Raw genomic sequence first — 21,886 nt, forward strand, 5'->3', positions numbered from 1 at the left:
CATCGCCGGTTCCTTCAAGATTAACCGCACAATCTTTCCGTTAGGTTGGTTATGATATCCGGGCCGCCATGCCGGCGGCTTTTTTGCCGATGCCACTAACTCAACCTTCTCTGCACGGAGCCTGCGATGAAATCCACGACCGAACGCCGCGAACACCTGGAAGCCCTGATCTGCCGCGCGGAGCGGGAAGCGCAGCAACGGCCCGATCTGTACCGGGCCAAAGTCGGCCTGATGGCACTATTGGGTTATCTGGTGATCTTCGGCGTGCTGTTTACCTTGTTGGCGCTCAGCGTCGGCATCGGCTGGGCCGCGTTGGCCAGCACCACCTTTGCGATTCTGTTGTTGAAGAAGAAATTGATCTTCGTGATTCTGGGTATGATCTACGTGCTGCTAAGGGCGCTGTGGGTCAAGTTCGAAGCGCCCGACGGTTACCGCCTGACCGCCAAGCAGTATCCGCAACTGTTCGACCGTCTGAAAACCCTGAGCCGGCAACTGCGCGCGCCGCGAATTCACCAAGTGATTCTGACGCCGGAAGCCAACGCCGCCATCGTACAAACTCCGCGGCTGGGTGTGTTCGGCTTTCCGAAAAACACATTGATACTCGGCCTGGAATTGTTGATGAGCCTGTCTCCGGCCCAGGCCGAAGCCGTGATCGCCCACGAACTGGGCCATCTGTCGGCCGCGCATGGCCGTTTCGGCGGCTGGATTTACCGGGTCAGGCTGGGTTGGCAACGCATCGTCGACGGCCTGGAACAACAACAAAACATCGGCGCATCCTTGATGCGGCGCTTTTTCGATTGGTATGCGCCGACCTTTGCCGCCTATTCGTTCGCGTTGGCCCGCAGCAACGAATTCGCCGCCGACGCCGTCGCCGCGCAACTGACCAGCCGCGCCGATGCGGCGCAGGCTTTGGTCAACAGCTACGTGGTCAGCGGTCTGGTCAACGAGAGGTTCTGGGCGCCGTTTTTCCAGCAGGCCGATTGCAACGAGCAGCCGGCTGCGCCGTTCGGCCCGTTGCGCGATTTCCTGAGCCAGGCCCCGTTTGCAGCCGACGAATTGCAGCGCAAATCCGCCGAAGCGATGGCGGTGGCGACCGGCCACTACGATACCCACCCGGCGCTGAGCGACCGGTTGCAGGCGCTGCAGGCCGGAACCCCGCTGCCGAAAATGCCGGCGCTGTCGGCAGCTCATGCCTGGTTGGGCGAACGCTTGACCACCGTATTGACCGACTTCGACCGGCTTTGGCTGCAACGCCACGGCGATAAGTGGCAGGAGCGCTTCAATTATTGTCAACAAGGCCGCAGCCAACTCGCGGAATTGACGCCATTGCCGGCCGAAACCCTGAGCCGCGACCAGCAATGGCGTTTGGCGACGCTGACCGAGGAATTCGCGCCCGATATCGATCCGCTGCCGCTGTTTCAGCGTTACCGCGCCGCCCATATCGACGCCAATGCCGACTTCGTGATCGGCCGATTGCTGTTGAAACGCGGCGATGCGGCCGGTATCGACGCAATCCAGGTGGCGATGCAGGCCAAGCCGGAATTGGCGCTCGACGGTTGTCGCTGGCTGGAATACTTTTACCGCAGCCGGGGCGAGGACGCTGCTGCGGAGCAGTGGGTACGCCGGGCGGAGCGGCAAATCGACGTCAACCATGCCGCGGCTATCGAGCGGCAAAACCTGACGCGCAAAGACGTGTTGATCATGCCCGATGCCGACGGCGACACCTTGGCCGTGTTGCGCGCAGCCGGGCAAAACTTGTCCGGCGTCAAGCGTATTTGGCTGGCGGAAAAACCGATGCAGCATTATCCCGAGGCCAAAACCTATGTCGTGGCGTTTGCCAAAACCCGCTTTGCCAACGAAAAAAAACTGACGCAGCAGCTGATTGCCGAACTCCAACTACCGCAAAACCTGTTCGTGCTGTGCAAATCCGGTGCTTATGCAGCCATTGCCAAACGGGCGATCAAGGCCGGTATCGAAGTTTACCGGCGCTAAGCCGCCGCCACGGGAATCCCGCCGCCGCCCGCTCCGGCTTCGGACGGGCGCCACAAAATCCGTCACCCACCGAACCCCATCCCGCGCTAAAATCGCGATCCCGGTGCGGCATGTCGCCGAGCCGAACGTTTTATCGCCACCATGCTCAATTTCAAAAACATCGCGATTCGCCGCGGCAGCCGCCAACTGTTCAGCGGGGCGTCTTTCACCATTCATAAGGGCCAGAAAATCGGCTTGACCGGCGCCAACGGTGCCGGCAAATCCAGCTTGTTCGCATTGTTGCGCGGCGAGCTGCATGCCGACGAAGGCGAGTTCTCGTTGCCGCCGAATCTGGAAATCGCCCATGTCGCCCAGGAAACTCCGGCATTGCCGTGTTCGGCGATCGATTACGTGCTGGACGGCGATCAGGCCTTGCGCCGGCTGCAGGCCGAGTTGGTTGCGGCGGAGCAGGCGCACGACGGTTTGAAACTGGCGGAATTGCATGTGGCACTGGAACACGCCGGCGGCTACACCGCCCAGGCCCGCGCCTCGCGGTTGTTGAACGGTCTGGGTTTTACCAGCGAGCAGGAAGCCCGGCCGGTCAGTTCGTTTTCCGGCGGCTGGCGGATGCGACTGAATCTGGCCCAGGCCCTGATGTGCCGCTCCGACGTGTTGTTGCTGGACGAACCCACCAACCACCTGGATCTGGACGCCGTGATTTATTTGCAGGACTGGCTGGTCAAATATCCCGGCACGCTGTTGCTGATTTCGCACGACCGCGATTTTCTGGATGCGATCACCGACCACATCGTCCATATCGAACAAGGCAAGGCCGAGATTTATACCGGCAATTATTCCGACTTCGAGCGGATGCGGGCCGAGAAACTGGCGCAGCAGCAATCCGCCTTCGAAAAGCAACAGCGCGAGATTGCCCACATCCAGAGCTTCATCGACCGCTTCAAGGCCAAAGCCACCAAGGCCCGCCAGGCGCAAAGCCGGATCAAGGCGCTGGAGCGGATGGAAATCATCGCCCAGGCCCACATCGATTCGCCGTTCGGATTCGCCTTCCCGCCGCCGAAACGGATGCCGAATCCGCTATTGAAGATCGAGGAAGCCGACATCGGTTACGGCGACAAGGTGGTGATCAAAAACGCCAGCCTGTCGATCTCGCCCGGCGACAGGATCGGCCTGCTCGGCCCTAACGGCGCCGGCAAATCCAGCTTAATCAAAGTTTTATCCGGGCAAATGCCGGCGTTGGCTGGTAAGCTGCAGACCGCCCAGGATTTGAACATCGGCTATTTCGCCCAGCACCAGCTCGAATTGCTGCGGCTGGAGGAGAGCCCGCTGTGGCATTTGCAGCAACTGGACAAACAAGCCACCGAGAAGGATTTGCGCAATTTTCTGGGCGGCTTCGATTTTCGCGGCGACAAGGTCAACGATCCGGTCGGGCCGTTTTCCGGCGGTGAAAAGGCCCGGCTGGTGCTGGCGATGCTGGTCTATCAAAATCCGAATCTGTTGTTGCTGGATGAGCCCACCAACCATCTGGATCTGGAAATGCGCCACGCCTTGAGCGTGGCCTTGCAGGAATACCAGGGTGCGTTGGTGGTGGTGTCGCACGATCGGCACTTGCTGCGTTCGGTCACCGACCAGTTGTTGTTGGTGGCCGGCGGCCGGCTGCAACCTTTCGACGGCGATCTGGACGATTACAAGCAATGGCTGGCGGAACAGAAGAGGGCTGCAGACGAACCGGCCGCCGGTAGCGACTCGACCGGCAACGTATCGCGCAAAGATCAACGCAAGCAGGATGCCGAACGCCGGCAACGGCTGAGGCCGCTGCTGGATGCGGTCAAAAAGGCCGAAGCGGCGGTGGAAAAGTTTCACCAGCAACAACGGGATCTGGAGGAAATGCTGGCGGATCCGGCGATTTATGCCGACGAACACAAGGAACAATTAAAACAACTGCTAAGCCGCAAAAGCCAGATCGACAGCGCGCTGGAACAAGCCGAGACGGATTGGCTGGCCGCGGAGGAAAACCTACAACAAGCGGAGTGACCATGTACCAACTGATTGTGTTGTTTTTCGAGATTACCATCCTGCGCAAAGGTCCGCAGGATGTACCGGCCGCTCCGGTGTTGTACCGGCTGGTTTTCTTACCCTATATCGGCGTCAATCTTTTGATTCTGCTGCTGGACGGCTCCTGGAGCAAAGCCATCGCTCAGATCGCAGTGGAAACGGCGCTACTGGTCGGGTTTTGTTATCCGCTGCTGTATTTCGCCGGCAAAACCGCCCGGTTTCCGCAGACCTTTACCGCCTTGCTCGGTACCGACGCCCTGATCAGCTTATGCGCAATTCCGGCCGTGGCCAGCCTGCAAACCCAGATCGGCGACGTTGCTTTCATCGTGGTGATGGGCATGATGATCTGGCATTGGCTGGTCAACGGCCACATCTTCCGCAATGCGCTGGATCGGCCCCTGCTATTCGGCTTGGCGTTGGCGTTTTTATATATACTGATTTCCTCGCAAGTAATGACCTTATTATTCGCCGGACCTACCGCCGATTAACCTGGAGCTTATTTATGACGCTGTACAAACATATCTTGCTGGCTGCCGATTTTTTCGAACACGGCGGTCAAGTCGCGGAAAAAGCCAAACGCCTTGCCGAACAAAATCAGGCCCAACTCAGCCTGGTACATGTGGTCGACAATCTGCCGATTACCGATCCGGCTTACGGGCCGATGATTCCGTTCGATGTCGATTTGACCCAGGAACTGATCGAAGCCACTAAAAAACGGCTGGCCGAATTGGGCGAAAAATTGGGCGTGCCGGCCGAGCGGCAATGGTTGGAGATGGGCAGCCCGAAACTGGAAATCGTCCGCGTCGCCGCGGAAAACCAAGTCGATTTGATCGTGGTCGGCTCGCACGGCCGCCACGGCCTGGCTTTGTTATTGGGCTCTACCGCCAACGGCGTGTTGCACCATGCCCAATGCGATGTGCTGGCGGTGCGCCTGGCCGATGATTGAATTGGTGCTCGGCGGCGCCCGTTCCGGCAAGAGCCGCTATGCCGAACAACAGGCGCTGGCCAGTGGTCTGCCGGTAGTCTATGTGGCGACCGCCGAAGCCGGCGACGCCGAAATGCAGGCGCGGATCGAGCACCATCGGCAGCGGCGGCCGGCCGAGTGGACCACGCTCGAAGAGCCGCTGGATTTGGCGCGGGTCATTACCGAATCGGCCGGCCGTGGCCAATGTTTGCTGGTGGATTGTCTGACCTTGTGGCTGTGTAATGCGCTGTTCGACCGGCAAGGGAATCTGCAGGCGGAGCGTTACCGCGACCTTAGCGATGCCTTGTGCAAGGCGCTGAGTATCGGCGGCCAGCGGGTGATTCTGGTCAGTAACGAAGTCGGCTTGGGCGTGGTCGCCGCCGATCCGATGACACGCCGCTTCGTCGACGAAGCCGGCTTCCTCCACCAAAAACTGGCCCAACTCTGCGATAAAGTGGTACTGGTCACCGCCGGTTTGCCGCAAATCCTGAAACAGGTTTAATCCCGCCGATGAATTGGATCTTCGAGCCGATTGCCGCGCCCGCGGCCGACTATTACCTGCAAGCCCAACAACGCCAGCAGCAACTGACCAAACCGCCCGGTTCCTTGGGCGTGTTGGAGGACTGCGCCGCCCGGCTGGCGGCGATGCAACGCAGCGCAGCGCCGGGCATAGACCGCATTCATATCAGCGTCTTTGCCGCCGACCACGGTATCGCCGCCGAGGGCGTATCGGCCTTTCCGCAAGCGGTTACCGCGGAAATGGTGAAAAACTTCGCCGCCGGGGGCGCCGCGGTCAATGTGCTGGCTCGCCATATCGGCGCTGATTTCGAAGTGGTCGATACCGGCTTACTGCAGCCGGTGGCGCTGCCGAACGTGATTGCCGACCGCGCCGGTTCCGGCACTGCCAATTTCATCGATAGCCCGGCGATGACCGCCGCCCAACTGGAATTCGCGCTGGCTGCCGGCCGCCGTGCCGTGGCGCGGGCGCTATCGAACGGCGCGCAACTGTTCGTCGGCGGCGAAATGGGCATCGCCAATACCACTAGCGCCAGCGCGTTGGCCGCGGCCTGTTTGGGTCTGCCGGCCGTGGAGATTACCGGCGCCGGGACCGGTTTGCTGCCGGAACAAATCGGCCGCAAAGCCGCGGTGATCGAGGCCGCGCTGCAACGCCACCGGCCGCTGTTGGATACGCCGCTTGCCATTCTGCAAACCTTGGGCGGTTTCGAAATCGCCGCACTGGCCGGCGCTTACATCGCCGCCGCGCAGCAGGGTTTGCCGGTTTTGGTCGACGGTTTCATCAGCAGCGTCGCCGCCTTGCTGGCAGCGCGGCTCAACCCCGGCTGCACGGCCTGGTTTTTCTTCGGCCATTGTTCGGCGGAAATGGGCCACGGCCGGGTGCTGCAGGCGTTGCAAGCCCGGCCGCTGCTGACGATGGACATGCGTCTGGGCGAGGGCAGCGGCGCGGCGTTGGCGGTACCTATCCTGCAAATGGCCTGCCGGCTGCACAACGAAATGGCGACCTTTGCCGAAGCCGGAGTATCCGCAGGCTGACGCCGGTAGCGAGCGTTGCGGACGATGGCAGGCCATGGCGCTTTCCCGTATCATGGCCGGCGCTGCAAATATCCGAGTCGCTCCGGCGCGGCAGAATAATAAAAACAACTCAAACCAATGCGGATTAGCCCATGCTAGGACATATCGAAAGTTACGACGAACGCTGCCAAACCGGCGTTATCAAATACCAAAACCAGTTTTACGAATTCCATATCGACCAATGGACCTCCCAAGAGCCGCCTAAAGCCGGCGACGACGTCGATTTCGATCAGGACGACGGCAAGGTCACCGAAGTCAGTCCGGTCGGCGCCTACTTGATGGAAGTCAAACCGGTAAAGAGCCGGATGTTGGCGGCCTTGCTGGGTATTGCTTTCGGCGCGATCGGTCTGCACCGGATTTATCTGGGGTTTTATATGCTGGGTCTGTTGCAAACCCTGGTCACGCTGGGCACCGGCGGTTTCGGCGTGATGTGGGGCTTTATCGAAGGCGTACTGATTTTTACCGGCCATATCGATAAAGACGCCAAGGGCCGGCATCTGAAATAACCGTGCAGGCATTCTGGCTGGCCTTACAGTTTCTGACTCGCATTCCGGTCCCGGACACCGGTCCGGCCGGGCCGCGGCGGCTGGGCCAATCCGCACTGTATTATCCGGCGGTGGGCCTGCTGCTGGGCTTGCTGCTGGCGCTGCTGGCGGCAATGCTGGCCGGCGGCCCGCACTTGGCCGGTGCCGCCCTGGTGCTGGCCGCCTGGGTGTTATTGACCGGCGGCCTGCATCTGGACGGTTTGGCCGATTGCGCCGATGCCTGGGTCGGCGGTTACGGCGACCGCGAGCGCAGCTTGCGGATTATGAAAGACCCCAGCTCCGGCCCGATTGCGGTTTGTCTCTTGTTGCTGGTGTTGCTGCTGAAATTCGCGGCGATCGAGGCACTGCTGGCCGAACAACGCTATGCCGCGCTGGTGTTGGCGCCGGTATTGGGTCGGGCGGCGATTTTGCTGTTGATGTGCAGCACCGCTTACGTCAATCCTCACGGCCTGGCTGCCAAACTGCTGGAACAGTTTCCGGCAGACGCGGCGCGTTGGCCGATCGCGGCCAGTGCGCTATTGGGCTTGGCGCTGGCGGGTTGGCCGGCGCTATTGGCCGCCGGGCTACTGCTGTTTTGGCTGCGCCGCACCGCCATCGCCCGCTTGGGCGGCTGCACCGGCGACGTCTACGGCGCGGCGGTGGAGTTGGTCGAAACCGCCGTGATTGTCGCCGCCGCATTTTGATGACGCAGTCGCCTTACCGCTTTTCCGAGCCGGAACTGAACGGCGTCTACCGCGCTATCGCCGAACGCCGCGACATGCGCCATTTCCTGGATCTCCCGGTCGATCCGCAAGTCCTGACGCGCTTGCTGCAAGCCGCGCATCAGGCCGGCAGCGTCGGTTTGATGCAACCCTGGCGATTTTTGCGGATCAGCGACCGCGAACTGCGCCGGCAGATCCATGAGTTGGTGGAAGCCGAGCGCCGCGCGACCGCAGAGGCGTTAGCCGAACGCCACGACGAATTCATGAAGCTGAAAGTGGAAGGCATCCTCGATTGCGGCGAGCTGTTGGTCGTCGCGTTGCCGGACCGGCGCGAACGTCACATCTTCGGTCGCCGCACCCTGCCGGAAATGGATTTGGCCTCGGCCTCTTGTGCGATCCAGAATCTGTGGCTGGCAGCCCGCGCCGAAGGTTTGGGCTTGGGCTGGGTATCGTTGTTCGAGCCGCAGGCGCTGGCAAATTTGTTGAACATGCCGGCCGGCAGCCGGCCGATAGCGATTTTATGTTTGGGCCACGTCGCCGAGTTTTACCCGAAGCCGATGCTGGAATTGGAAAATTGGGCCGCGCCGCAGCCGTTGTCGGCATTCGTTTACGAAAATAGCTGGCCTGATGACACCTAAGTCGCCGTTTCCGGCCTTGATGGTGCAGGGCACCACCTCCGATGCCGGCAAAAGCACGCTGGTCACGGCCTTATGCCGTTACTACCGGCGCCAGGGCGTCAGCCTAGCGCCATTCAAACCGCAAAACATGGCCTTGAACAGTGCCGTGACCGTAGACGGCGGCGAAATCGGCCGGGCCCAGGCGGCCCAGGCGGCCGCCTGCGGCTTGCCGCCGCATAGCGATATGAATCCGGTATTGCTGAAGCCCAATTCCGATACCACGGCCCAAGTCATCATCCATGGCAAAGTCCTGCAAAACCAGTCTGCGGCGCAGTACCACGACTATAAAAAAGTAGCGAAGCAAGCCGTGCTGGAGTCGTGGCGGCGCCTGACCGAACAATACGCGATGGTCATCGTCGAAGGCGCCGGCAGTCCGGCCGAAATCAATTTGCGCGCGGGCGATATCGCCAACATGGGCTTTGCCGAAGCGGTGGATTGTCCGGTGATTTTGATTGCCGATATCGACCGCGGCGGCGTGTTCGCCCATCTGGTCGGTACGCTGGAATTGCTGTCCGACAGCGAACGGCGGCGGGTGGTGGGATTCGTTATCAACCGTTTCCGCGGCGACATCGGTTTGCTGCAGCCCGGCCTGGACTGGCTGGAAACCAAAACCGGCAAGCCGGTGCTGGCGGTGTTGCCTTATCTGCACGACTTGTACCTGGAAGCGGAGGATGCGCTGTCCACCCGCCATGCTGCAGCCGACGCCGGCGGTTTTCAGGTGGTCGTGCCGCACCTGCCCAGTTTCAGCAACCATACCGATTTCGACCCGCTGCAATTGCATCCCGGCGTCAAAGTCAGCTTCGCCAAGCGGCCGGACCAGGTCGACGGCGCCGATCTGGTCGTACTGCCGGGCAGCAAAGCGGTGCGTAGCGATCTGGCGCAATTGCGCGAGCGCGGTTGGGATGGTTTTATTCGTCGGCATTTGCGCTACGGCGGCAAATTGCTGGGCATTTGCGGCGGTTTCCAGATGCTGGGCCAGACGATCGCCGATCCGCTCGGTCTGGAAGGCGCCCCCGGCCAAGCCGAAGGGTTGGGCTTGCTGGATATGGCGACCGAGTTGCAAGCCGAGAAATGCCTGAAGCGCACGGCCGGCCGTTTTTACCGGCAGAATACACCGGTGGCCGGCTACGAAATCCATCTCGGTATCAGTCGCGGCCCGGCCTTGTCCAGTCCATTATTCGAGCTGGCCGACGGGCCGGACGGCGCGGTTGCCGCCGACGGCCAAGTCGCCGGCAGCTATCTGCACGGTTTGTTCGATCTGCCGGAAGCTTGCGACGCATTGTTGGCCTGGGCCGGCTACAGCGCCAACCAGGCCGTGGATTTCAATGTGCTGCGCGAGGCCGGGATCGAGCGTCTGGCCGATTGCCTGGCCGAACACTGCGATTTCGCCAAGCTGGAAGCCGGCGTCCGCCGGTTCGGTTCAGAACGATAGTTCGCAATGCTCCAATAACTGGACGATCTCCAGATTCACTTCCAATAGCTGTTTAAACTGCTCGGCAGCTTCCGCGTTGCGGCCCTCTTGCCGGTTACGCCACATCAATTGCGCCAGCCGGTGTTGCTGCTGTTGCGCGCGTTCCAGCTGCTCCAGTAATTGCCGATCGACGTTGCGTTCGTTTTTCTGCCGCTCCAGCCAGCGGCCGAGGTGCGATTTTTTGGCCGTGGCAACCGGCCAGCGCGGTTTGATGTCGATAGCTTCGCCGTGCAGGCATTGCTCCAGCCGGCGCAACCAGTATTGCTGTTGCAATTTCAGCAATTCCAACTGTCTGTGCCAGGCGCTGCGCTGGGTTCCGGCGCAACGGCTCCAGGCTGGCGGATGGCGGTAATTGGCGACCCAGCCCAACACGGCGTTGGCCGGCATCGGCCGGGCAATGCCGTAGCCTTGGGCGACGCTGCAGCCCAAGTCGATCAGAAACACGCCGTGTTCGAGGTCTTCGACGCCTTCCGCCACCGCCTCTCGTTTAAAGGCTTTGGCGAGTGCGATCACGCTCTCGACGATGGCCATGTCGTCCGGATCGTCGATCATGTCGCGGACGAAGCTCTGGTCGATTTTGACGGTGTTGATGGTGAGGTGGCGCAGGTGGGCCAGCGATGAATAGCCGGTGCCGAAATCGTCCAGCGCGCAGGGTATGCCCAATTCGTGGAAGCACTGCTTCAAGACTTCGCCGACCGAAATCAAATCTTCCAACACGCTGCTTTCCAGCACTTCCAGTTCCAGTTGCCGGGACGATAGCTGCGGGAATTCGGCCAGCAGCGTCTCCAGATTCTTGATGAAATCCGGCCATTGCAGATGCCGCGGCGAGACATTGACGCTGATTTGCTGGTTCAAGCCTTGTTCGCGCCAGCTTTGCAATTGGATGAAGGCCTGACGCAGCACCCAGTTGCTGACGTCGATTTCCAGCGGCGTATTTTCGATGATCGGCAGGAATTCGGCCGGCGGCAACAGGCCGCGCTCTGGGTGGCGCCAGCGAATCAACGCTTCCATGCCGACGATCTCGCCCGATTTCAAATTGACCTTGGGCTGGTAATACAGGCGGAACTGATTTTGGGCCAAGGCTTGGCCGACTTCGGCCAAAGCCTGCTCCAGTCGGCTAGGGCGCTGGCTGTAGGCGCTGCTCGGCTGCGCCAGGTGTTCGTACAATTTGAAGCGGTTGCGGCCTTCGAGTTTAGCCTGGTACATGGCCTGATCGGCATGACGCAGCAGGATGTCCGGGTCTTCCATATCCAGCGGGTAGACCGTCACGCCGCTGCTGGCGGCGATACGGACGTGGCGTTCCACCAATTCGAACGGCTCGGCCAAGGCCTGGTGAATCCGGCTCAGGGTGTCTTCGCATTGTTGGATCGATTGCAGGTTCTCGAACAGCAAGGCGAATTCGTCGCCGCCCAGGCGGCAGACCGTGTCGCCTTCGCGCAGATTCATCTTGATGCGTTTGGCTACCTCGATCAACAACTGGTCGCCGGTTTCGTGGCCGAAATGGTCGTTGACCTGCTTGAAGCCGTCCAGATCCAGGTAACACAACGCCAACAACGAGTCGGCGCGCTTGCTGTGGGCGATGGCCTGGGCAAATCGGTCGGCAAACAGCGCGCGGTTCGGTAACTGGGTTAACGGATCGAAATGCGCCAGTACTTCCAGTTCCTGCTGTTGCTTTTTGGTTTCGGTGATGTCGGAAAACAAGCCAATGTAATTGATGACCGCGCCGGATTCGTCGCGCAATGCCGAGACCGTCAGCAGCTCGGCGTACAAGTCGCCGTTCTTACGCCGGTTCCAGATTTCGCCGCGCCAATGGCCGTTTTGGCTCAGGGTTTGCCACATCTGCGCATAAAACTCGTTGGACTGGCGGCCGGATTTGAGAAACCGCGGATTCCGGCCGATCGCTTCGTCGCGGCTGTAGCCGGTGATTTCGCTGAACGCGGTGTTGACGTCGATGATCAACGCATCGACATCGGTAATCATGATGCCTTCGTGGGCATCGGAAAATACCCGCGCCGACAGCCGCAGTTTTTCCTCGGCTTTTTTACGTTCGCTGATATCCTGGACGATACCGCGCATCCGCACCGGTTTGCCGGAAGCGTCGCGTTCGGCCTGACCCACCGAGCGCATCCAGCGCCGCTCGCCGCCGTTACCTTGAATCCGGTACTCCACCTCGTATTTGGCACCGGTTTCGATATGGCGTCGCGTCGCTTCAATCAATAAAGGCCGGTCTTCCGGGTAAACCACGGCCAGAAAATCGGCCCAGGTATGAATGTCTCTGACCGGAAACCCCAATTCGGAGGTGACGATCTCGGACCAGAACTGGCGGTTGGTTTGCAAATCCGATTCCCAAATGCCGACGCCGCCGTAGAACTGGCTGATACGAAACCGCTCTTCGCTTTGCTTCAGTGCCAGTTCGGTTTGCTTGCGTTCGGTAATATCTTGCACCAGGACGACGAAGCGGTCGTGACCGGCTTTGTAGCTGTCGATGGCGTACCAGCGGTCGATCTGCGCCACATGGTTTTCGAAGTGTTTCGGCTCGCCGCTGATGTCCAGGCCGTCGAAACTGTTGATCCAGGCCGCTTCGGTTTGCGGCAACACCTGTTTGACGGTCTTGCCGATCCAATTTTCGCGGCCAAGGCCGGTCATTTTTTCGAAAGCGGGATTAATGTCCAGGTAACGGTAGTCGACGATTTTGCCGCCGGGATCGCGAATCACCTGGTGCAGTGCAAATCCGAGAGACATGTTGGTGTACAAGCGCGCCAGATCGGCTTCACTGGTTTTGCGGGCCCGGATCTCGCGGCGTAAGCGGTAAACCCAGTAAAAGCAGAACAGCAAAGCCAATAGCAAGGCCAGCGCCGGTTTGGCCAAGGTTTTCAGGTCGGCGCCGGTGTCGGCCTGGATTCCCAGCCAGCGGTTGGTGATCTTGTCGCGTTCGGTTGGCTCGATCGCCGCCAAAGCTTTTTCCAGCAAACTTAACAATTCCGGGTGCGCTTTGGTCACAGCCAGCCGACTTTCGCCGACGTAGCCGGTCTGGCCGAGGATGCGCAGGTTGGACAGGCCTTGTTGTTTGATGATGAAGCTGGCGGAAGCGGCATCGCCGATGTATGCGTCAACTTTGCCCTCGTCCAATAGTCGCAGGCAGTCATTTACCGAACCGCCAACCGTCAGTTGCAAGTTCGGATAGTCGCGTTTAAGCAACTCCTGGACGAAATAGCCCTGTTCGACGGCGATCCGCCGTCCGGCCAGCATATGCAGCGACGTAATGAAGCCGTGGAATTTGTTGCCGATAACGACGGCCGGCATCGACAGATAGGGCTCGGTGAAGGATAGATATTGTTCGCGTTCCGGCGTCTTAAGCGCTGCGGCGACGGCGTCGAGTTCGCCGCGCTCGACCATTTCCATTATCTCTTGCCAGGTCTTGTTCTGCACCGGGACGAACTGGATGCCCAACCGCTTTTCGATCAATTGCAGAAAATCCGGGACAGCGCCGGTGTAGCGGCCTGCGGCGTCCAGGGTTTCATAGGGTGGTAAGTTCCGCTCGACGCCGAGTCGAATCGTCGGATGCTTGTTCAGCCAGATGCGTTCGGCCTCGGTCAAGGAGATGCCGTTCAAGCGGCCGCCGCTCAGAATGAAGCCGTCCAGCTGTTTCGGATTCAAGCTGGGCATTGATTTCAGATTGGAGAATATTTCCGCAACCCGCTGGAGCCGTGCCGCCTCGATTTGGCCGAGCGGAATCGTGTCGGCCTGAATCCGTTTGCGGGTTTCCTCGGCTTCGAACCGGAGTTGTCCGCGGCTGAGCTTACTGTGGTATTTGCTGCGGATTAGTTCGATAACGGCGTCCGGATGCTCCAGTGCATATTGCCAGCCTTTCAAGCTGGCGCGGCGAAACGCCTCGCTGCGGCCGGGATGCTTTTCCAGTTCGGCCTGACTGGTAAACAGGATGTCGCCGTAAAAATCGATGCCGTAGTTTTGCGGTGAGATCAGATTGAATTTGATCCCTTTTTGGCGCAAGCCAAAGGGCAGGTCAGTGACGTAGCCGGCCATCACATCGACTTTATTGCGGATCAAGTCCGAGTCGGCAAAGTTGTGGGCTACTTTTTGAAGCCGGGTTTCGTCGAGATGGGCCTCGGCCAACAGCGCGCGGATTTGGGCGTTGTTTTCGCCGGCCAGATCGTACATGACTCTTTTGCCGGACATTTCATAGGGGCTGAGGATGCCGGAAGATTGCTTGCTGAACAACGCCAGGGCGTCGTGCTGGAAGATGGCCGCCAAGGCGACAATCGGTTTGCCGTTGGCGTACCGGACGACCAAGCCGGAGTCGCCGATACCGTAATCGGCTTGGCCGGAAACGACTTGTTCGACGAAATCCTGCGCAGGATCGCGTTCACGGATCTCGACCTGCAAGCCTTCCTCGGCATAGTAGCCTTGTTCGAGCGCGGCGTAATAGCCGGCGAATTGAAACTGATGAAACCACTTAAGCTGCAGTGTTACCGGCTCCGGCGCCTGCCCGGCAGCGAGGGCTGCGGCATTGAACGACACGGCTAAAACCGTTGCCAGCCGAATAAAGCTTTTTGTCATGGGGCGGCACGCCGGAATGAAAGTAGGGTTATTCTACATCCAAAAATCGAACGCCCCAGCCGGTTTTAATCGGCGCTGTAGGTCGCGGTCGTAAATATCGCTTGAAATTTATTTTTGCCGGTATTCGATTTTCGTTGTTGCGTATTGGTCAGGGCCAGTTTGGCCTCGTTCTGCAATTGGCTGTCGGCAAAATACTGGTTTTTGCGTAACGGTGCTTGCACCGCTTTACGCAAATATTCTTCCGCTTCGGCACTGCGGTCTTGCTGCAGCAAATAATCGGCGTAGAAATAATTGGCATCAATGCCGTTGGGATTGATTTTCAGGCTGGCCTTTAACATTTGTTCGGCCAATTGGTTGTCCCCGAAAGAAATGGGCCAGCCGGGCGCCATGTAATACAAGGTGCCCAGCGTGACATAAGCGGCGCCATCCAATGCCTCGGGTTGCAATGCAATCGCTTCTTCCAACAAGCCTTTGGCAGCTCTCAGGCTAGCCAATGCATCCAATGATGACTGAAATTCGGCGTTGGTGGCGATGATGGTTGCTTGCCAGATTTTCGGTTCGGCGGCGCGCGGAAAGCGTTTGCCCAACTCGGCCGCTTTGTCGATCAAAGCCGGATAGGCTTTGCGCTGTAAGCTCTCGTCGTTCTGGTAATACACCTTGGCCCACTCACCCTCCAAATTGTCGATGGCATGGGTCAGCTCCGACGCCCAGATCGGGGTCGCGAAAAGTATCAAAAAAACAACAACAGTAGCTTTGCTCATACAGAAAATATAGAGCATTGCACCTCGCTTTTCAATACTTCTCGTAAATTATTGTTATTTATCCCAATCCTTGAACGGATTTTTTGCCAAATTATTGTTGTAATAGCGCAAATCGTCCGTCACTTCCTGGCCCAGCCAGGTCGGTTTTGCAAAAGATTCGCCAATTTGCGACAACTCGATCTCAGCCACGATCAAGCCTTGATTGTCGCCGAGGAATTCGTCGATTTCCCACAGATGCGGCTCGCGGCGTACGAAATGGCGGACTTTTTCAATCACCGGCTTATGGCAGAGCTCGGCCAGCAATTGCTCGGCGTCGGCCAACGGGATCTCGTATTCGAATTCGAGGCGATGGGTTCCGATCGTCGCGCTTTTAATATTCAACCAGGCTTGGCTGTCGGAAATCCGTACTCGGATCGAGCTGAGCGGACTCCCGCTCAGATAGCCTTGTTTGTATAAAACCGAATCCTCGACTTCGTCACGCCAAGCGTCGTTAGCCAATAAAAATTTGTGTTCCACTTCGAGCGCCATGCTGTGTTTCCTCGCGGCAAAAGCGACATGATAATGGCTGGGAGCGGACTTTTCAGGACTTCGGGTGGGCGAACCGGGCGCAGACGCCGACTCGGGGTAGACTGAGGCAGATGGAGGGCGCGCCGCCGAATTGCCGGACGGCGCATTGGAACTGTTGTGGATTATGCCGGCGAATCGGCGCTTTTGCGGCCGACGCCGAAGCTTTCCAGCAACATCAGGCCGACGCCGATGCAAATCGCCGAATCGGCGATATTGAACGCCGGCCAATGCCAGTTTTGGTAATAAACGTCGAGAAAATCGATCACGTAACCGTAAGCCACCCGGTCGATCAGATTGCCGATCGCGCCGCCAAGTACCAGCGACAAGGCCCAGGCCATCAGGGTTTCATATGGTTTCAGTCGGTACAACCAGACGCCGATGATACCGCTCATTACCACTGCCAGCCCGGCGAACAGCCAGCGCTGCCAGCCGCCGGCCTGAGCCAGAAAACTGAAGGCGGCGCCAGTATTGCGGGCGTAAGTCAGATTGAAATTCGGCAGCAACGGAATCGATTCGTAGAGTTGCATCGTTGCGTCGACCGTCAGTTTGCTGGCTTGGTCCAATATCAGCACCAGCGCCGAAACCCAAAGCCACTTAAGCATAACGACGGGTCTCACCATTGCCGGCCACGTTTTCCACGCAACGGCCGCACAACTCCGGATGCTCCGGATGCTCGCCGATGTCGTAACGTTGGTGCCAGCAGCGCACGCATTTTTGCTGCTCGGATACTCTGACCTTTATTCTCAAACCGTCGATATCGGTCGCAACCGCATCGTCCGGGCAGAACTGCATATCGGAAACGCCGGCATTGGAAGTGATGAAAATAAAGTGCAACTCTTTGCCCAGTTTGTTCAATTCGGCGCCGTAAACTTCGTTGCAATACAAATCGACTTCGGCATTCAACGATGCGCCGATCGCGCCGTCTTTGCGCAAGGCTTCAAGTTCCTTCGACACCGCCGCGCGCACCGCCATGACCCTGTCCCAGGTGTCGCGGTTGATCGCGGCATCGGCTTCCAGCGGGAACAAGCCTTGGTACCAGGTTTCCAGGAATACCGACTCGCCGCGTTGGCCGGGGATGAAGTGCCAGATTTCGTCGGCGGTATAGCTGGTGATTGGCGCCAGCCAGCGCACCAGTGCCTCAATGACATGGTACATCGCGGTCTGGCCGGAACGGCGCGCCAGGCAATCTTCCTTGGCGGTGTACTGGCGGTCCTTGACGATGTCCAGATAAAAACCGCCCAAGTCGATGCTGCAAAAATTCAGCACTTTTTGGTAGATCACCTGGAATTGGTATTCGTTATAAGCCACCTTGATTTCTTCCTGCAATTGCCAGGCTTTGTCGACGACCCAGCGGTCCAGCGCCACTAAATCGTCCTTGCCGACCAGATGTTGCGTCGGGTCGAAGCCGTCCAGGTTCGCCAATAAAAAGCGCGCGGTGTTGCGCAAGCGGCGGTAGGCGTCGGAGGTGCGTTTCAGAATCTCGTCGGACACCGACATTTCGTAGCGGTAGTCGGTGCTGGCCACCCACAAGCGCAACACGTCGGCACCCAGCGATTTCATCACCGTCTGCGGCAGTACCACGTTGCCCTTGGATTTGGACATTTTCTTGCCTTCGGCATCGACGGTGAAGCCGTGGGTCAGCACCTCTTTATACGGCGCGACGTCGTTCATCGCCACCGAGGCCATCAACGACGACTGGAACCAGCCGCGGTGCTGGTCGGAACCTTCCAGATACAAATCGGCCGGGAAGCGCAATTGCTCGCGGCGCTCCAACACGGCAGCATGAGTGACGCCGGAATCGAACCAAACGTCCAGCGTATCGGCGACTTTTTCGTAGTGCTCGGCGTCGGCGCCCAGCAATTCGGCCGCATCCAGTTCGAACCAGGCATCGATGCCTTGTTGTTCGATGCGCTGCGCGACTTGCTCGATCAATTCGGCGCTACGCGGATGCAGTTCGCCGCTTTCTTTATGCACGAAAAAGGCGATCGGCACGCCCCAGGTACGCTGGCGCGAGATGCACCAGTCCGGGCGGTTGGAAATCATCGCCTCGATCCGCGCCTGGCCCCAGTCCGGCACCCAATCGACGCGTTTGACTTCGTTCAAGGCGGTATCGCGCAAACCGTTCTTTTCCATCGAAATAAACCACTGCGGCGTGGCGCGGAAAATGATCGGGGTTTTGTGGCGCCAGCAATGCGGATAGCTGTGCAGCAAGGCGTGGTGGTGCAGCAAGCGGCCGCGCTCGCGTAACACTTCCAAGACCTTGTCGTTGGCGCTGAATACGTGCAGGCCGGCGAATAACTCGGTACCGGGCAGGAACACGCCGTTGCTGCCGACCGGATTGTCGACCGGCAGGTCGTATTTCATGCCGACCACATAGTCTTCCTGGCCGTGGCCGGGCGCGGTATGCACGGCGCCGGTGCCGGCGTCGGTGGTAACGTGGTCGCCGAGGATGATCGGCACCTGCCGGTCGTAGAACGGGTGCTGCAACAACAGGCCTTCCAGCGCGTTGCCCTTGCAGTAGCCGACGATGTGGTGCTCGCCGATGCCGTAGCGCAATACCGCATCTTTTAATAATGCTTCAGCCAGCAACAGCCGTTCGGTTTGGCCGTCGATTTCGCATTGCACCACCGCGTATTCCAGCTCCGGATTCAATGCCACCGCTTGGTTGGCCGGCAGAGTCCAGGGCGTGGTGGTCCAGATCACCACCGACAGCGGGCCTTGGCCTTCGCGATCGCCGGCATGATGGCACTTTTCCATGAAGGCATGCTCGTCGACGACGGCAAAACGCACGTCGATCGCCGGCGAATGCTTGTCCTCGTATTCTACTTCCGCTTCGGCCAGCGCCGAGCCGCAATCGGTACACCAATGCACCGGTTTGAAGCCCTTGCTCAGATGGCCCTTGGCGGCGATTCGGCCCAGGGCGCGGACGATGTCGGCCTCGAACGCGAAATCCATCGTCAAATAAGGATTGTCCCAATCGCCCAATACGCCCAAGCGGATGAATTCTTCTTTTTGAATGCCGACCTGTTTCTTGGCGTAAGCGCGGCACTCCTTGCGAAACTCGGCCGGCGATACTTTGACGCCGGCCTTGCCGACCGACTTTTCCACCATCAATTCGATCGGCAAGCCGTGGCAATCCCAGCCCGGCACGTAGGGGGCGTCGAAACCGGCCAGGGTTTTGGATTTGACGATGATGTCCTTCAACACCTTGTTCACCGCGTGGCCGATGTGAATCGCGCCGTTCGCATACGGCGGGCCGTCGTGCAGAATGAATTTGGGCCGGCCGGCGCAAGCCTCGCGAATCTTTTGATACAGTTGGTTTTCGTTCCACTGTTTCAGCATCTCCGGTTCGCGCTGAGCCAGATTGGCTTTCATCGCAAACTCGGTCTTGGGCAGGTTCAGGGTTTGTTTATAATCGATGGTCATGGTGTTTTCTGCGTAGCATTCCGGCGCGTAATCGCCGACACCGGCCGCTGAAGCCGAACGCTTGCGCCGATTTGCCGAACGGTTTAATAATGGTAAACGCGCGATTCTAGCACCAACCGGCAAGCGCTATAAAGCGCCGGCTGCGCGAAGCAGGGAACCGTAATGGCGAGGGTAGAGCTTTGCAGGGCCGCCGAATCGGTATTTTCGGCGGCGGATGATGGCGGCGGTTCAGGCCCGGTTACGCAGCCAGTACAGCCCGTATACCGCGCCGATCAGCAGGCTGACGCCGATTGCCGTCAACGGGTGGTCGTATTCGGAAGCGCTTGCGGCGAACACCGTCTCGAATGCCAGCAGGTTTGCCGCCCAAGAACGCCCCGGTCCGGCCGCGGCGGCCAGTGCGCAAATGCTGAATAACCACCACAGGCTTTTTTTTGGCATGATACCGCTCCCGGTTGAATTTATTGTTATAGTTTTGATTCGCTATCATGTTAGCGACAAAACCGGAACGCGCAAACCTTTTTTTCATTCCTGATTTCGGGTGATCCTTATGCATAGAAAACCAGCCCAAACCGCGGTCGAAATTAACGGCTTGATCGCCGAACGCTGGAGCCCGCGCGCGTTTGCCGCCGACCAACCGGTCAGCCGGCGCGATCTGACCGCTTTGCTGGAGGCGGCGCGGTGGGCGCCGTCCTGTTTCAACGACCAACCCTGGCGATTTATCGTGTGCGACAAATTCGGTGATGGGGCGGCATGGCAAATCGCGCTGAACGTCGTTGCCGAAAAGAACCGGCTATGGGCGCAAAACGCGCCGCTGTTGCTGCTGGCGGTAGCCATGAATAATTTTAATCACAACGGTAAGCCGAACCGTTGGGCAGCCTACGATACCGGCGCGGCCGCGTTGAGCATCTGCTTGCAGGCCACGGCGTTGGGTTTGGCGGCTCACCAAATGGGCGGTTTCGATGCCGATCTGGCCCGGCAAAGTTTCGGTCTGCCGGATGACTGCACGCCGATGGCGATGATTGCGGTGGGCTATCCGGCGGACGCCGCGATCCTGCCCGAGGATTTTCAGGCCGGCGAGCGCGGCGAACGCAGCCGGGCGGCTTTGGAGCAGCGCTTCTATTGCGGACACTGGGGCAAAACCTTCGACTAATCCGTACTCTTAACATCCAATCCGGCGGTTCGGCATGTTGGTGAAATCTGCAAAAACATCGTATGCGCGGAGCCTGATCGAGGCCAGTCTCGATCCGTTGGTCACCATCAGCGCCGACGGTAAAATCATGGACGTCAACAGCGCCACCGAAAAAGTTACTGGCGTGCCGCGCAAGGAGTTGATCGGCAGCGATTTCTCCAACTATTTCACCGATCCGCAAAAAGCCCGCGACGGTTACCGTCTGGCGTTTTCGCAAGGCAAGGTTACCGATTATCCGCTGGCGATTTGCCACGTTTCCGGCAAGATTACCGAGGTGCTGTACAACGCCTCGGTCTACCGCGACGAAGACGACAATATCGCCGGCATTTTTGCCGCTGCCCGCGACATTACGGCCTTGAACAAGGCTCAGCGCGAATTGGAAGCGGCGATCTTGCACATGCAATTGGTCCGGGAAATGACCGATCTGCTGCAGAGCTGCCAGAAAATGGACGAAGCCTATCCGATCATGAAGGCAGCGTTCGTCCGCCTGTTCCCGGAATCCAGCGGCGGGCTTTACATGCTGGACGCCGCCGGCAATTCGTTGGTGCTGGAAGACTCTTGGGGCGATACCCGGCTGGAAGCGGTATTCAACCCTGACGAATGCTGGGGCATGCGCCGCGGCCGTATCCACATCGCCCGTTGCGGTAATTCGATCAATCCCAGCTGCGGCCACGTTTGCTCCGAATCCGTTCCGTATCTATGCATCCCGTTGTTGGCCCACACCCGCGGCCTGGGATTGATCTATATCGAGCCCCGTTTCGCCGATCCCAAGGGCGACGACATTGAACGCACCCTATCTATCGCCGAAGCGGCGGCAGATAGCGCACGCTTGGCTTTGGCCAATCTGACCTTGCGCGAAGAACTGCACGAATTATCGATCCGCGACCCGTTGACCGGCTTGTTCAATCGCCGCTTTCTGGAGGAGGTGCTGGATCGGGAAATCTTGCGGATGGGGCGTAGCAACAAAATGTTGGCCGTGGCGATGATCGACATTGACCATTTCAAGGTTTTCAACGACAACTACGGCCACGATGCCGGCGACGAAGTTTTGACCAAAACCGGCCAATTGATGAACGGCTTTCGCGAGGGTAGCGACATCGTTTGCCGCTACGGCGGCGAGGAATTCGTCGTGGTTACTTCGGAAGTGGATCCGGATAAAATTTTGCGCCGGCTGGAGCGTTTACGGATGGAAGTGGAGCATCTGCATGTCAAGTTCGGCAATCAGCAACTGCCGGAACTGAGCGTCTCGATCGGGGTGGCAATTTTTCCGGATCACGGCAGCAACCGGACCGAGCTGCTGAACCGGGCCGACCAGGCGCTGTATGTCGCCAAGGAAGCCGGTCGTAACCGGCTGATCGTAGCCGGCTAGCGGC

The 21,886-nt window shown here is 59.1% G+C and carries 18 protein-coding genes; 12 read left to right on the forward strand and 6 right to left on the reverse strand.

Going from position 1 to position 21,886, the window contains the following annotated elements:
* The first annotated feature begins 126 nt into the window (after positions 1 to 126).
* The 10 genes from ACH518_RS05510 (at position 127) to ACH518_RS05555 (ending at position 9,953) form a co-directional block, all read left to right on the forward strand.
* Complete coding sequence (locus ACH518_RS05510) at positions 127 to 1,992, forward strand: M48 family metallopeptidase (RefSeq protein ID WP_445372173.1); 1,866 nt, start codon at positions 127 to 129, stop codon at positions 1,990 to 1,992.
* Positions 1,993 to 2,133: 141 nt separating this feature from the next.
* Positions 2,134 to 4,023 (forward strand): ATP-binding cassette domain-containing protein, encoded by a 1,890-nt coding sequence (locus tag ACH518_RS05515; protein WP_445372174.1) that lies wholly within the window; start codon positions 2,134 to 2,136, stop codon positions 4,021 to 4,023.
* A 2-nt stretch (positions 4,024 to 4,025) separates the two neighbouring features.
* Positions 4,026 to 4,532: a hypothetical protein gene (locus ACH518_RS05520; RefSeq protein WP_445372175.1), complete on the forward strand. Its 507-nt coding sequence runs from the start codon at positions 4,026 to 4,028 to the stop codon at positions 4,530 to 4,532.
* Between the two features lie 14 nt (positions 4,533 to 4,546).
* Positions 4,547 to 4,990: a universal stress protein gene (locus ACH518_RS05525; protein WP_445372176.1), complete on the forward strand. Its 444-nt coding sequence runs from the start codon at positions 4,547 to 4,549 to the stop codon at positions 4,988 to 4,990.
* Positions 4,983 to 5,510 carry a bifunctional adenosylcobinamide kinase/adenosylcobinamide-phosphate guanylyltransferase gene (gene cobU, locus ACH518_RS05530; RefSeq protein WP_445372177.1) on the forward strand — a complete coding sequence of 176 codons (528 nt, stop codon included), beginning with the start codon at positions 4,983 to 4,985 and terminating at the stop codon, positions 5,508 to 5,510. The genes ACH518_RS05525 and cobU overlap by 8 nt, the downstream gene beginning before the upstream one ends.
* An 8-nt stretch (positions 5,511 to 5,518) precedes the next feature.
* The gene (gene cobT / locus ACH518_RS05535; protein ID WP_445372178.1) at positions 5,519 to 6,559 is read left to right on the forward strand and encodes a nicotinate-nucleotide--dimethylbenzimidazole phosphoribosyltransferase; all 1,041 of its coding nucleotides are present in this window, start codon (positions 5,519 to 5,521) and stop codon (positions 6,557 to 6,559) included.
* 131 nt (positions 6,560 to 6,690) lie between these two features.
* Positions 6,691 to 7,104: a TM2 domain-containing protein gene (locus ACH518_RS05540; protein WP_140914376.1), complete on the forward strand. Its 414-nt coding sequence runs from the start codon at positions 6,691 to 6,693 to the stop codon at positions 7,102 to 7,104.
* Positions 7,105 to 7,106: 2 nt separating this feature from the next.
* Complete coding sequence (locus ACH518_RS05545; protein ID WP_445372179.1) at positions 7,107 to 7,826, forward strand: adenosylcobinamide-GDP ribazoletransferase; 720 nt, start codon at positions 7,107 to 7,109, stop codon at positions 7,824 to 7,826.
* On the forward strand, positions 7,826 to 8,482 hold the full coding sequence (gene bluB, locus ACH518_RS05550; protein ID WP_445372180.1) for a 5,6-dimethylbenzimidazole synthase: 657 nt from the start codon (positions 7,826 to 7,828) through the stop codon (positions 8,480 to 8,482). Before ACH518_RS05545 ends, bluB begins: the two co-directional genes overlap by 1 nt.
* Positions 8,472 to 9,953 (forward strand): cobyric acid synthase, encoded by a 1,482-nt coding sequence (locus ACH518_RS05555; protein WP_445372181.1) that lies wholly within the window; start codon positions 8,472 to 8,474, stop codon positions 9,951 to 9,953. Before bluB ends, ACH518_RS05555 begins: the two co-directional genes overlap by 11 nt.
* On the opposite strand, the gene ACH518_RS05560 is transcribed toward ACH518_RS05555, so the two are convergent.
* From ACH518_RS05560 to ACH518_RS05585, 6 genes are all read right to left on the reverse strand, one after another.
* Positions 9,942 to 14,570 (reverse strand): EAL domain-containing protein, encoded by a 4,629-nt coding sequence (locus tag ACH518_RS05560; protein WP_445372182.1) that lies wholly within the window; start codon positions 14,568 to 14,570, stop codon positions 9,942 to 9,944. The genes ACH518_RS05555 and ACH518_RS05560 overlap by 12 nt on opposite strands.
* A 65-nt stretch (positions 14,571 to 14,635) precedes the next feature.
* The gene (locus tag ACH518_RS05565; protein ID WP_260839392.1) at positions 14,636 to 15,304 is read right to left on the reverse strand and encodes a tetratricopeptide repeat protein; all 669 of its coding nucleotides are present in this window, start codon (positions 15,302 to 15,304) and stop codon (positions 14,636 to 14,638) included.
* Between the two features lie 81 nt (positions 15,305 to 15,385).
* On the reverse strand, positions 15,386 to 15,859 hold the full coding sequence (locus ACH518_RS05570) for a CYTH domain-containing protein (RefSeq protein ID WP_140913822.1): 474 nt from the start codon (positions 15,857 to 15,859) through the stop codon (positions 15,386 to 15,388).
* A gap of 161 nt (positions 15,860 to 16,020) precedes the next feature.
* Complete coding sequence (lspA, locus tag ACH518_RS05575) at positions 16,021 to 16,500, reverse strand: signal peptidase II (protein ID WP_140913823.1); 480 nt, start codon at positions 16,498 to 16,500, stop codon at positions 16,021 to 16,023.
* A complete protein-coding gene (gene ileS, locus ACH518_RS05580; protein WP_445372183.1) occupies positions 16,493 to 19,324 on the reverse strand; it encodes an isoleucine--tRNA ligase in 2,832 nt (943 codons plus the stop codon). The genes lspA and ileS overlap by 8 nt, the downstream gene beginning before the upstream one ends.
* Positions 19,325 to 19,552: 228 nt before the next feature.
* Positions 19,553 to 19,762: a hypothetical protein gene (locus ACH518_RS05585; RefSeq protein WP_278209856.1), complete on the reverse strand. Its 210-nt coding sequence runs from the start codon at positions 19,760 to 19,762 to the stop codon at positions 19,553 to 19,555.
* 109 nt (positions 19,763 to 19,871) lie between these two features.
* Between ACH518_RS05585 and ACH518_RS05590 the strand changes: the two genes are divergently transcribed.
* On the forward strand, positions 19,872 to 20,474 hold the full coding sequence (locus ACH518_RS05590) for a nitroreductase family protein (protein WP_445372184.1): 603 nt from the start codon (positions 19,872 to 19,874) through the stop codon (positions 20,472 to 20,474).
* Positions 20,475 to 20,508: 34 nt separating this feature from the next.
* On the forward strand, positions 20,509 to 21,882 hold the full coding sequence (locus tag ACH518_RS05595) for a diguanylate cyclase (RefSeq protein WP_445372185.1): 1,374 nt from the start codon (positions 20,509 to 20,511) through the stop codon (positions 21,880 to 21,882).
* The last annotated feature ends 4 nt before the right edge of the window (positions 21,883 to 21,886 follow it).

The organism is Methylomonas sp. HW2-6, from assembly GCF_052474525.1.